The sequence below is a fragment of the Crassaminicella thermophila genome (assembly GCF_008152325.1).
GTDB lineage: Bacteria > Bacillota > Clostridia > Peptostreptococcales > Thermotaleaceae > Crassaminicella_A > Crassaminicella_A thermophila.
The window spans coordinates 2577861-2590349 of sequence record NZ_CP042243.1 but is presented as its reverse complement, the minus strand read 5'-3'; the positions used below and the strand labels follow the sequence as shown (position 1 = coordinate 2590349).

At 32.1% G+C, this 12489-nt stretch carries 11 protein-coding genes and 1 pseudogene; 11 read left to right on the top strand and 1 reads right to left on the bottom strand.

All coding sequences use genetic code 11. From position 1 onward, the window contains the following. Positions 1-2: 2 nt before the first annotated feature. Together FQB35_RS16570 and ade are read left to right on the top strand one after the other, a co-directional pair. Positions 3-986: a xanthine dehydrogenase family protein molybdopterin-binding subunit gene (locus FQB35_RS16570; protein WP_148810330.1), complete on the top strand. Its 984-nt coding sequence runs from the start codon at positions 3-5 to the stop codon at positions 984-986. Position 987: 1 nt separating this feature from the next. Further along, on the top strand, positions 988-2697 hold the full coding sequence (gene ade / locus FQB35_RS12985) for an adenine deaminase (RefSeq protein ID WP_148810329.1): 1710 nt from the start codon (positions 988-990) through the stop codon (positions 2695-2697). A 68-nt stretch (positions 2698-2765) separates the two neighbouring features. Here the strand turns inward: ade and FQB35_RS12980 are convergent, their stop codons facing one another. Beyond that, complete coding sequence (locus FQB35_RS12980) at positions 2766-3449, bottom strand: BON domain-containing protein (protein ID WP_168198355.1); 684 nt, start codon at positions 3447-3449, stop codon at positions 2766-2768. Between the two features lie 526 nt (positions 3450-3975). Between FQB35_RS12980 and cdaA the strand changes: the two genes are divergently transcribed. The 9 genes and pseudogenes from cdaA (at position 3976) to FQB35_RS16680 (ending at position 12478) form a co-directional block, all read left to right on the top strand. Next, positions 3976-4824 (top strand): diadenylate cyclase CdaA, encoded by an 849-nt coding sequence (gene cdaA, locus FQB35_RS12975; protein ID WP_333473034.1) that lies wholly within the window; start codon positions 3976-3978, stop codon positions 4822-4824. Further along, entirely contained in the window at positions 4799-6091 is a 1293-nt protein-coding gene (locus FQB35_RS12970; RefSeq protein ID WP_168198354.1) for a CdaR family protein, read from the top strand. The genes cdaA and FQB35_RS12970 overlap by 26 nt, the downstream gene beginning before the upstream one ends. Then, positions 6088-7800: a sigma-54 interaction domain-containing protein gene (locus FQB35_RS12965; RefSeq protein WP_148810326.1), complete on the top strand. Its 1713-nt coding sequence runs from the start codon at positions 6088-6090 to the stop codon at positions 7798-7800. The genes FQB35_RS12970 and FQB35_RS12965 overlap by 4 nt, the downstream gene beginning before the upstream one ends. Before the next feature lie 647 nt (positions 7801-8447). Continuing rightward, positions 8448-9530, top strand: a complete 1083-nt coding sequence (buk, locus tag FQB35_RS12960; RefSeq protein WP_148810325.1) for a butyrate kinase — start codon at positions 8448-8450, stop codon at positions 9528-9530. Then, positions 9531-10442: a phosphate butyryltransferase gene (gene ptb, locus FQB35_RS12955; protein ID WP_148810324.1), complete on the top strand. Its 912-nt coding sequence runs from the start codon at positions 9531-9533 to the stop codon at positions 10440-10442. A 21-nt stretch (positions 10443-10463) separates the two neighbouring features. Next, positions 10464-11540 carry a butyrate kinase gene (gene buk, locus FQB35_RS12950; RefSeq protein ID WP_148810323.1) on the top strand — a complete coding sequence of 359 codons (1077 nt, stop codon included), beginning with the start codon at positions 10464-10466 and terminating at the stop codon, positions 11538-11540. Between the two features lie 10 nt (positions 11541-11550). Further along, complete coding sequence (locus FQB35_RS12945; protein WP_148810322.1) at positions 11551-12225, top strand: nucleotide-binding protein; 675 nt, start codon at positions 11551-11553, stop codon at positions 12223-12225. A 20-nt stretch (positions 12226-12245) separates the two neighbouring features. Then, positions 12246-12308: pseudogene (locus FQB35_RS16685) on the top strand (hypothetical protein); the annotation flags it as partial. A gap of 86 nt (positions 12309-12394) precedes the next feature. After that, positions 12395-12478, top strand: coding sequence for a 4Fe-4S binding protein (locus tag FQB35_RS16680; RefSeq protein ID WP_408625504.1), 84 nt, complete (start codon positions 12395-12397; stop codon positions 12476-12478). The last annotated feature ends 11 nt before the right edge of the window (positions 12479-12489 follow it).

Here is a 12489-nt window from a genome sequence, read left to right as displayed (position 1 = left end):
CTATGAAAAAAAGGGGAAAGGGGATAGGGGTATCTTTTTATGGAACGGGTTATGGTAATGGCTTTCCTGATGTGTCTAATGCTATAGCAGAAGTAGATAAAAAAGGAAATGTTACTATTTATGTTGGTGCAACAGAGGTTGGACAGGGAGCAAAGACTGTTCTTATACAGATTGCGGCTGAAGTTTTAGGATTAAAAGTAGATGATATTGAAATTGTTTGTGAAGACACCTCAAAAACCCCAGACTCTGGTACGGCTGCAGCAAGCAGGCAAACATATAATACAGGAAATGCTGTAAAAAAAGCTGCAGACGGTTTAAAAAGGGAATTATTAAAAAGGGCAAAAGATTATCTTAAACTAAATACTATATTAGGATTGAAAATGAAAGATAAGAGGATTTATTTAGATTCGTTTCCGCAAAAATCTGTTTGCTTTAAGGAGTTAGTACAGAATGAAAAAATAAAAGTAAAAGGGACATTTAAAGCTAAAACAACTAAAATTGATGATGAAACAGGGCAAGGAGCACCTTATTATCCTTATACGTTTAACTGTTATGGAGTTGAGGTAGAAGTAGATACTCAAACAGGCGTTGTAGAAGTAATTAGAGGAGTTTGTGCTCAAGATGTGGGAATAGCTATTAATCCTGAACTGATTGAAGGACAGATTGATGGAGGCTTTGCTATGGGAGTAGGCTATGGTATTATGGAAAATATAGATTGTATAAATGGTAGAATAATCAATAATAAATTATCAAAATACTTGATTCCCACAGCTTTAGATATGCCAGATTTGGAAAAAATTATAATAGAAGATCCAGAACCGACAGCTCCATTTGGAGCTAAGGGAATTGGAGAACCAGTTATAATTCCTGTAGTACCAGCAATATTAAATGCAGTATATGATGCTATAGGAGTTAGATTATATGAAATTCCAATTACACCAGAGAAGATTTTAAAGGCACTTAAAGAAGAAGGAAGGGAGCAATAATATGAGGAAAGATATAATCGACATTGCTGCAGGAAGAAGAAAAGCATCTTTAGTACTCAAAAATAGTAATGTTATAAATGTATTTACGGAAGAAATTATAAAGGCTGATATTGCAATTGAAGAAGGAATTATTATAGGAATAGGTACATATGATGGAGAAGAAGAAATCGATTTAGATGGTAAATATGTAGCTCCTGGACTTATTGATGGACATGTGCATATAGAATCTTCTATGGTTACACCAGCAGAATTTGCAAGGGCGATTGTACCAAGAGGAACTACTACAATTATTGCAGACCCTCATGAAATTGCAAATGTATGTGGATTAGAAGGAATAAAGTATATACTTGATGAAAGTGAAGATATTTTTTTATCTGTATATATTATGCTTCCTTCTTGTGTACCAGCTACATCATTTGAAAATGCAGGAGCTGTTTTAGACGCAGAAAAATTAAAAGAATTGATTAATCATCCTAGGGTTTTGGGGTTAGGAGAATTAATGGACTATGAGGCAGTAATAAATGCTGAAGAAAAAATACTAGAAAAAATTAAAATTGCTAAAGATAAAATAATCGATGGGCATGGACCGGTTATTTTAGGAAAAGAATTGAATGCTTATGTATTAGCAGGTGTCAAAACAGAACATGAGTGTAGCAGTTTAGAAGAAATGTTTAATAGATTGAGACTAGGCATGTATGTACAAATAAGAGAAGGTTCTGCTGCTAGAAATTTAGAAACTTTGATACAAGGTGTAACGAAGGAAAATATGAGAAGATGTTTATTTTGTACTGATGATAGGCATCCAGAAGACCTTTTGCTGTATGGTCATATTGACAACAATATAAGGAAGGCAATTAAACATGGAATGGATCCTGTAGCTGCAATAAATATGGCTACTTTAAATGTTTCTGAGTGTTATGGACTTAAAAATATAGGGGCTATTGCTCCTGGATATAAGGCAGACTTGATTGTGCTTGATGATTTAGAAAGATTTAATATAACAAAGGTATATAAAGAAGGAAAATGTGTTGCAGAGAATAAAAAAGCATTATTTTCTACAAAAGTAAAATATAATCCTTCTGTTTTAGATACAGTTCATGTTGGACAAATAGATTTAGAAAAGCTTCAGATTCATATTAATTCAGATATTGCAAATGTTATAAAGATATTGCCCCATAGCTTAATTACCAAAAAAGTAGTAAGAAAAATAGAAACAGAAAAAGGGAAATTTAAATTTAACAAACAATTAGATATACTAAAAATGGCTGTGATAGAAAGACATAAAGAAACTGGAAATATAGGATTGGCATTAGTAGAAGATTTTAAATTAAAAAATGGTGCAATTGCTTCTACTGTTGCACATGATTCTCATAATCTTATTGTTATTGGAGATAATGATGAAGACATGCTTATTGCAATTAATGAAATAATAAAATATAGCGGAGGCATTACTATTTGTTCAAATGGAAAAGTTTTAAAAACATTGCCATTGCCTATTGCAGGGCTTATGTCGGATATGTCTATTGAAAAGGTAGATACTACATTAAAAGAGATGATGAAGATAGCTTATGATTTAGGGGTAAATAAAAAAATTGATCCATTTATGACATTAGCTTTTCTTGCATTGCCAGTTATTCCAGAGATAAAATTAACAGATATGGGGTTATTTGATGTGACAAAATTTGATCTTATTGATTTGAATGTAGAATGATGAATTTGTAGAATTTATGAATATTTCCCAGGAAATTATAAAATGCCCAAGAAAATTTGGGCATTTTGTTATTTTCTTATTTTCAGTTTGTTAATGACTTTTTTAACCCCTTCTACTCCCATTGCAATTTCTTTTGCAAGTTCCATTTCTTCTTTGCTATTTACATAGCCACTCAGGGTTAATTTTCCATTATTCACTGAATGAGCAATGTCTTTATAGCTTAGATTTGTAGTGCTAAGAGATTGTGTTACGTGACTGTTTATCTGTGCATCATCATATTCTGCATTTGATATTTTTATATTGTTTACAACATCTTTTATTCCTCTAACTTCAGATGCAACAGCCATAGCACTATGAGCATCCTTTAAGGTATTTGCAGAACCTAAAAGATTGGCAACACCATCTTCTACTTTTACTCCAACGCCTAAAAGATTTTTTTTGTTTTGCAATTGATTAATTACTTCTTTTTCCATGTGTTTATCTGTTATATTGCTGTCCATTGCAACGGTGATTTTATTTTCAATTTTTTTGACACCTTCAATATCTTTAGCAATAGATTCTGCTGTCTTTTTTTCAGAAAGAACATCTACCATACCAGACATATGAACATAGCCATCTTTGCAAAATACATTAATATCCATTGCACTTGCTTGCATTTTTTCTTCGAGTTGATCTTTAATTGAATCGACAATTAAATCGTCTTTGCTAGGAATTTTACCATCTATTATTTTATTAACGCGTTTTTTATTCATAACCATCTATCCTTTCATGTTTCTTTCTAATTATTTTGCCACAAAATAAAAGAAACATGTGTATTCAATTTTTAAAAGAAACATCTTTTTATATAGCTTGTTGACAAGGTTATATTTATCAATGAATTGAAAAATAACACTCATAAACAAATCTTTAGAGAAAACTAAGATTCATAATTTCGAAAAATCCTAACGCACCTAATCAAGACATCCTATCTTGTAGGATGCTGGCTTAGCGTCCATGCTAAGCCTACGGATTTTTCTGAAATTCTTCATAAAGTTTTCTTTGCTAAAGCTTTGCAATTATTCGCTTTTATTTTTTATTCATTAATAATTCTATTTTGTCTACAGTTTGAAATACAAAAAACATCTTTTTATATTTCGTTTTTACAAATGTTGATGTATTAGTAAAAAATAATCAATATGTCCTAAAATAAAAATTTTTGAAACTACTTGAAGGTTTTTTTATATCTATATTAGAATAATAAATAAAGAGGAATGGTATAAATGATCATATTTTGAAGAGGTGTTTATATTGAAAGAGGTATTGGAGATTTTTTCAAATATAGGAATAAGAGATGTAATCGATATGACGATTGTAGCTTTTGTTTTTTATAAATTATTGATGCTTATTCGTCATACAAGTGCTGAGCAGGTTTTAAAAGGATTAGTAGTATTACTAATTGCTACAAAGATTAGTGAATTGCTAAGGCTTTATGTTACAAATTGGATTTTAAAAAATGCGATGACTCTTGGGATGATTGCATTGCTTATTGTATTTCAGCCCGAGTTAAGACGAGCCCTTGAACATATAGGAAGAACCAAATTCTTTACAAAGTCTATTGTAGAGATGTCTCGTGAGGATGTAAGCAATAATATTGAGGAAATAGTTGAAGCAGTGACATATTTATCAAGAAAAAAGATTGGAGCATTAATTGTAATAGAGAGAGAAACAGGGATTGGAGATGTAATGGAAACAGGAACTTTTATTCATGGAGATATTTCTTCTGGACTTCTTATTAATATATTCATTCCTAATACACCTCTTCACGATGGTGCAGTAGTCATAAGAAAAGATAAAATAATGGCTGCTAGTTGTGTATTACCACTTACAGAAAATCCAAATTTAAGCAAAGAATTGGGAACAAGACATAGAGCTGGTATAGGAATTACTGAAAAATGTGATGCAGTTGTTATTATGGTTTCTGAAGAAACAGGTTCTATATCAGTAGCTATAGATGGAAAAATTTCTAGATATTTAGATGCAAAAACATTAAGATCTATCTTAAAGAATGTATATAAGCCTGAAAACCAAAAGCCTTTATTTAGATGGAAGTGGAGGCAAAAAGATGAAGACTATTTGGAAAAAAATTAAAAGTAATATAGCTAATAGTAGATTTTTTCAGAGAAATACTACTGCAAAAATGATTTCAATTGTTTTTGCTATTGTTATGTGGCTTTATGTAATGGGAGAAGTAAATCCTCAAAGTATTATTGAACTTACTAATGTAGAAGTACAGTTACTAAATTTACAAGATTTAGAGCAGTCAGGCTTAATCGTTGTTGGGCAGAAGGATTTTACAGTAAATGTTAAAATTGGTGGCAGAAGAAATGATATCTATAAGATTCGTCCACAAGATATAGTAGCTAGGGCAGATTTAAGAGGATTTCATAAAGGGGTAAATAGTGTACCTGTTGAGATAAGTACCCCAGCAAATGCGAGTATTGTAGATTTATCTCCAAAACAAATAAAGATTACATTAGATGAAGTTGTAAAAAGACAAAAAATAGTTATGGTACAACCTATCGGCATGTCTGCTGAAGGCTTTGAACCTGATAAAGCTAGTATATCTCCTAGCGAAGTGATTGTGGAAGGGCCTGAAAGCCTTGTAAATACTGTAACAATGGTTATAGCAGATGTGAATGTAGCTGATAAAGAAGCAGATGTTATACAGAGAATACCTGTTAAGGCCGTAAATAGAGAAGGCAAAGAAGTAAATGGAGTAGAGGTAAAAAACAAATATGTAGATGTAAAATTACCTATATTAAGGATAAAAGAAGTACCAATAGTCATATCTTATGAAGGAAAAGTAAAGGAAGGCTTTAAAATAACAAGTAAGATTTTAAGTCAAGATAAGGTAATTGTGAAAGGAAGAAAAGAAATTATAGAAGGAATTACTGAAATAAAGGCAAAACCTGTGAATATTAATCAATTAGATAAATCTATTAAAAAAGAGATAGATTTAGTTTTGCCAGATGGTATTAGCATACCTTATTTAGAGAAAAAACCAACAGTATTTATATCCGTTGAGAAAATAGAAGACAAAACATTTACATTTTCAAAAGAAGAAGTAAAAATAGAGAATTTAAAGAAAGATTATGTAGCAGATTTAAGTAAATTCCCTGAAAAGATAAATTTTCATGTATATGCTATTGAAAGTATGATTGATAAAATTCATAAAGAAGATATAAAGCTTTTTATAGATGGAAAGGATTTAGAAGAAGGATTGTATGTTATTGACATTCAATATGATCTATCTAAGAAAGTTGAAAAGGTTGAGATGATCCCTGAGGAAGTAGATCTTATTATAGAAAGTATAAAGCTAAATGAGGAAGCGGATATTGAGGGGAACGGTCTATGAAAAGAGAGTTAGAGGTAATATTAGATTCTACCCATGATGCAATGATAGCAGTTGATAACGAAGGAATAATTACGCTTTTTAATAAGGCTGCTAAAAAGCTTACAAAGCTTGAAGGAGTAGATGTAATCGGAAAATATATAACAGATGTTGTAGCAAATTCAAGGCTTCCATATATACTAAAAACTGGAGAATCTGAATTGAATCGCAAGCAGCCCCTAGGCCATGTATCTATTATTACCAATCGTATGCCTGTAAAAGATGACTTTGGAAAAGTGATAGGAGCTGTTGCAGTATTTCGTGATATTACAGAGATTAAGGAATTAGCTGAAGAAATTACAAATCTAAAAGAAATACAAAGTATGCTTCAAGCAATATTTCATTCAACAGAAGATGCTATATCTGTTGTAGATGAAAATGGGATAGGGGTAATGGTTAACCCAGCTTATACAAGATTAACAGGACTTTCTAAAGAGCAAATTATAGGAAAAATATGTACGGTTGATATTGCACAAGGAGAAAGTATTCATTTGAAGGTTTTAAAGACAAAAAAACCTGTAAAAAATGCTAGGCTAAAGGTAGGACCAGCTAGAAAAACTGTACTAGCAGATGCTGCACCTATTATTGTTGATGGAGAGCTAAGGGGAAGTGTGGCAGTACTGCATGATTTGACAGAGATTAAAAGGCTTACCTATGAATTAGATCAAGCAAAACAAATTATAAGAAAGTTAGAAGCAAAATATACCTTTGAGGATATTGTTGGAGAAGATGAGCAATTAATATCTGCTATTGATAGAGCTAAAAGAGTAGCTGTTACTCCTGCAACTGTACTTCTTAGGGGAGAGAGTGGAACAGGAAAAGAATTATTTGCTCATGCAATTCATAATGCAAGTAATAGAAAATATAGACAATTTGTTCGGGTAAACTGTGCAGCAATCAGTGAAAATTTATTAGAAAGTGAATTGTTTGGTTATGAAGAAGGAGCATTTACAGGAGCTAGAAAGGGAGGAAGAAAAGGCTTATTTGAACAGGCTAATGGAGGAACCATCTTTCTTGATGAAATAGGAGAGATTAGTTTAAGTACACAGGCTAAGCTATTAAGAGTATTACAGGAAAAAGAAGTGGTTAGAGTCGGTGGAAATAGACCTATTTCTATTGATGTAAGGATTATTGCTGCTACGAACTTAGACTTAGAAAGAGCAATAAAGCAAGGAAAATTTCGAGAGGATCTTTATTATAGATTAAATGTGATTCCTATTATTATACCACCCCTTAGACACCATAAGAAAGACATTCCTTTATTGGTAAAGCATTTTATTAATAAATATAATCAAGAATATGGAAGGTTTGTTCAGACTATATCATCTGATGCTTTAAATATTTTAAAAAATTTAGACTGGCCAGGTAATATAAGGGAGCTAGAAAACTTTATTGGACGTGCAATGATTAATATGAAATTTAATGAAATGATTATTAGGGCGAAGCATCTTGCTACAACAGAAAGGAAAATACCTAAAGAGGATATAGATAGCTATGAAAGAGAAGATATAACCAATAAAACGTTAGAAGAAGTTGTAGCAGAAAGTGAAAAAAAATATATTTTAACTGTATTGAGAAATAATAATTACAATAGAACTAATACGGCAAAACATTTAGGAATATCAATAAGAAATTTATATTATAAATTAAAGAAATATGATATAGAAATATAAAAACACACAAAAATGTGTATTTGCTTGTTGACAAAGTTATATTTATAAATGAATTGAAAAATAATGCTCATAAACAAATTTTTAGAGAAAATTAAGATTCATAATTTCGAAAAATCCTAATGCACCTAATCAAGACGTCCTGTCTTGTAGGATGCTGGCTTAGCATCCATGCTAAGCCTACGGATTTTTCTGAAATTCTTCATCAAGTTTTCTTTGCTAAAAATTTGTAATTATTCGCTTTTATTTTTAATTCATAAATTTTATTTTGTCTACATTCTGATACACAAAAATGTGTGTTTTTTATGTTTAAAAATTTTAAAAATAATTAAAATTCTTGACAAATTCCAAAATATGTTACAAAATGGAAAATATAGCATAAAATTTGATATGCAATTTTTTGCACATCAAATTCTACTGTGCATTTTTTTTCATGCAAAAATTTGCGCTGGATATTTTTTATGCTTTTTCCATAGAATATATATGCTTAAAAAGTATTTTTATAAATAGAAAATGCATGTTTAAACTTAAGAAAATTCAAATGTTGTAGAAAATGATAGGAAAAAGATAAAAATTAAAAGCAAAACGCAAGTTTTTGGCATGTATCTTGCGATAAGTATGATAAACAAATGGTGATGAGGTGAGAAAAAGTGTCTAAAGAATATATTTTGGTTATTAATCCAGGGTCAACGTCAACAAAGGTAGCTTTGTTTAAAGAGAATGAAAACGTTATACAGAAGGATTTAAGTCATTCACCAGAGGAGCTAGATAAATTCAGTAAGATTGTGGAACAATTTGCTTTAAGGCGTAAAATAATCTTAGAATGGATGAAATCTGAAGGCTTTGAAATAAGCAATCTTAAAGCAGTAGTAGGCAGGGGAGGATTGCTTAAACCTATGCCAAGCGGTACTTATATAGTAACAGATGCTATGATTGAAGACTTAAAGATAGGTGTGCAAGGTGAACATGCTTCAAATTTAGGTGGTATTATTGCAAAAAGTATTGCGGACGAAGCGGGTGTTAATGCTTATATTGTAGATCCAGTAGCAGTAGATGAATTTGATGAATTAGCAAGAATATCAGGAATGCCTGAAATAAAAAGAAGATCCCTTTTGCATGCTTTAAACATAAAAGCAGTAGCTCATAGAGTGGCTAAGGAGAAAAATTGTAATGTAGATGATTTGAATATGGTTATGGCTCATCTAGGAGGAGGTATTTCTATCGTACCCCTTAGAAAAGGAAAAATGGTAGATGCTAATAATGCAAATGAAATGGGGCCATTTTCACCTGGAAGATGCGGAGGACTTCCAGTAGGAGATTTAGTAAAAATGTGTTTTTCAGGAAAGTATACTTTGCCTGAGATTAAGAAAAAACTTACTGGAAAAGGTGGTTTGGTTGCATATCTTGGTACTAATGATGCAAGAGAAGTTGAGAAGATGATAAAAGAAGGAAATGAAAAAGCAAAACTTGTTTATGAAGCAATGGGTTATCAAATAGCTAAAGAAATTGGAGCAATGGCAGCAGTCCTTGAAGGAAAAGTAGATGCTATTGTACTTACTGGCGGTATTGCATATTCTAAAATGTTAACCGACTTTGTAAAAGAAAGAGTAAGTTTTATTGCACCTGTACTCATTCATCCTGGAGAAGATGAAATGCTTGCACTGAATGAAGGCGTAAATAGAGTTCTTTCGGGGCAGGAAAAAGCAAAGATTTACGAAGAAGAGGTGAAATAAATGATTCAAAATATGAAAGATATAATAAAATTTGCAAAGGAAAGAGGACCAAAGACAATTGCTGTTGCTGCAGCTGAGGATTTAGAGGTTCTTTTAGCTGTAAGTGAAGCAAAAAAATTAGGAATTGCAGATGCAGTTCTTGTTGGAGACAAAGTAAAAATTGAAGAAATTGCAAATGCTAATAATATAGACCTCTCACTTTATGAAATAATTGATGAAAAGGATATTAAGCAGGCTAGTTTAAAAGCTGTTGAACTTGTATCAACAGGTAAAGCACACATGGTTATGAAGGGGTTAGTAGATACATCTATTATTCTAAAGGCTGTACTTAATCCAGATATAGGCTTGAGAACAGGAAATGTATTAAGTCATACGGCTGTTTTTGAAGTGCCAGGTTATGATCGTTTAATATTTGTAACAGATGCAGCTATGAATATTGAACCTGATTTAATGACGAAAAAGCAAATAATAGAAAATGCAGTAGAAGTTGCTCATGCACTCGATTTAGACAGTCCTAAAGTAGCAGTAGTGTGTGCAAAAGAAAAGGTAAATCCTAAAATGCCATCAACAGTAGATGCAAAAGATTTAGAAGAGATGAATAAAAGTGGAGAAATCAAAGGGTGTATGGTAGGAGGACCTTTTGCATTAGACAATGCGGTAAACAAAAAGGCAGCAAAACATAAAGGAATCGATCATCCCGTTGCAGGATGTGCTGATATCTTGCTTGTTTCAAATATAGATGCAGGAAATGTTTTGTATAAATCTATGGTGTTTTTTGCAGATACAAAAAATGCAGGTGTCATTGTGGGAGCTAAAGCACCTGTGGTGCTTACATCTAGGGCAGACAGTGATGAAACAAAGCTGTATTCTATTGCTTTAGCTGTTTTAATGGCTGCCAAAAATGAAAAGTAGGACAGAAGGAGAGGAGAGACTATGACAAAAGTGTTTAGAATTCTTACTATTAATCCAGGATCAACATCTACAAAGATTGCTGTATTTGATAATGAAAAGTCGATATTGGAGACGACTTTAAGACATAGTGCGCAAGAAATTAATAAATATGAAAGAATATATGATCAATATGAATTTAGAAAGCAGGTAATTTTAGATACTTTAAACGATAATGGGATTAACATTACAAAAATAAATGCAGTTGTAGGAAGAGGAGGTTTGTTAAAGCCTATTGAAGGAGGAACCTATAAAGTATCTGAGAAGATGCTTAGTGACTTAGAAGTAGGTGTTTTAGGAGAACATGCTTCCAATTTAGGAGGAATCCTTGCAAATGAGATTGCAAAGCAACTAGATATTCCAAGCTTCATTGTAGATCCAGTAGTTGTAGATGAAATGGATGACATAGCAAGAATATCAGGAATGCCTGAAATAGAGAGAAAAAGTATATTCCATGCATTAAATCAAAAGGCTGTTGCTAGATGTGCAGCAAGTGAATTAGGGAAAAAGTATGAAGGAGGGAATTTTATTGTAGCTCATATGGGCGGCGGTGTTTCAGTAGGAGCTCATAGAAAGGGAAAAGTAGTCGATGTTAATAACGCATTAGATGGAGAAGGACCATTCTCACCTGAGAGAAGTGGTGGGCTTCCAGTAGGAGATTTAGCAAAATTATGTTTTTCAGGTAAATATACAATAGATGAAATTAAGAAAAGAATTAAAGGAAAAGGTGGATTAGTTGCTTATCTTGGAACCAATGATGGTAGAGAGGTAGGTAAAATGATTGAAGAGGGAGATAAAAAAGCAGAATTAATATATAAAGCTATGGCTTATCAAATAGCAAAAGAAATAGGAAGCTGTGCAGCTGTATTAAAAGGAGAAGTAGATGCTGTAGTATTAACAGGTGGAATCGCTTATGATAAAACATTTGTGAAATGGATTAAGGATCGTGTAGCTTTCATTGGAGAAGTAATCGTATATCCAGGAGAAGAGGAAATGATTGCTTTAGCTCAAGGGGCTTTAAGAGTATTAAGGGGAGAAGAAGAAGCAAAAGAATATATTTAAAGGTGATCCTATGTTAAATGATAAGAGAATAAAAATAGTTATTGGACACTACGGTAGCGGAAAAACAGAATTTGCTGTAAATTATGCAGTAAAGCTTGCTGAAATGGGAAAAAAAGTAGCTTTGGCAGATCTTGATATTGTAAATCCTTATTTTAGAAGTAGGGAAAAAGAAGAAATGCTAAAGAATTTGGGTGTGACAGTAATTGGAAGTCATATAGAAAAATCACTAGGTTCTGATTTGCCTGCAGTAGCATCTTCTGTTTTGATGCCTCTACAAGATGAATCTTACGAAGTTATATTAGATGTAGGCGGAGATGCTATTGGTGCTAGGGTATTAGGAAGATATCATACCTATTTAAAAGATGGACAATATGATATGTTTGCAGTAATTAATGCTAATAGACCGCAAACAGCAGATGTTGAAGGAGTAATTCATCATATAAAAACAATTGAAGCTGTTGCAAGGGGACGTGTGACAGGACTTGTAAACAATACGCATTTACTAAGAGAAACAACAGTAGAAGATGTAGTAAGAGGACAAACATTAGTAAAGCAGGTTTCTGATAGATTAAATATTCCAATTAAATATATAAGTACCCTAGAAGAGGTTGCAAAAATTCTTCCAGAGAATATGGAAGGAGAAGTTTTTTCAATAAATATGTATATGCGAGAAAAGTGGATGTAAAGATTAAGGAGGGTTGCATTATGGCAAAAGCAAAAGGAAGAGTTTCATTTAGAGAAGATTTATGCAAGGGATGTGAATTGTGTACAACAGTCTGTCCAGTAAATATTGTAAAAATGGATAGAACAAGAATCAATATAAAAGGATATCATCCTGCAACTGTAAAAAGGAAATGGATAAATGTATTGGATGTGGTAATTGCGCAACAATGTGTCCTGATTTGGTAATTACTGTTGAAAGAGAAATGGAGAAATAAGGAGGGAAAAG

Bases quoted from the DNA above. Each gene is read 5' to 3' on its own strand.
- ptb (WP_148810324.1), top strand. From the start codon at position 9,531: ATGATTCAAAATATGAAAGATATAATAAAATTTGCAAAGGAAAGAGGA.
- FQB35_RS16680 (WP_408625504.1), top strand. From the start codon at position 12,395: ATGGATAAATGTATTGGATGTGGTAATTGCGCAACAATGTGTCCTGAT.
- FQB35_RS12945 (WP_148810322.1), top strand. From the start codon at position 11,551: ATGTTAAATGATAAGAGAATAAAAATAGTTATTGGACACTACGGTAGC.
- FQB35_RS12965 (WP_148810326.1), top strand. From the start codon at position 6,088: ATGAAAAGAGAGTTAGAGGTAATATTAGATTCTACCCATGATGCAATG.
- ade (WP_148810329.1), top strand. From the start codon at position 988: ATGAGGAAAGATATAATCGACATTGCTGCAGGAAGAAGAAAAGCATCT.
- FQB35_RS16570 (WP_148810330.1), top strand. From the start codon at position 3: ATGAAAAAAAGGGGAAAGGGGATAGGGGTATCTTTTTATGGAACGGGT.
- FQB35_RS12970 (WP_168198354.1), top strand. From the start codon at position 4,799: ATGAAGACTATTTGGAAAAAAATTAAAAGTAATATAGCTAATAGTAGA.
- buk (WP_148810323.1), top strand. From the start codon at position 10,464: ATGACAAAAGTGTTTAGAATTCTTACTATTAATCCAGGATCAACATCT.
- FQB35_RS12980 (WP_168198355.1), bottom strand. From the start codon at position 3,449: ATGAATAAAAAACGCGTTAATAAAATAATAGATGGTAAAATTCCTAGC.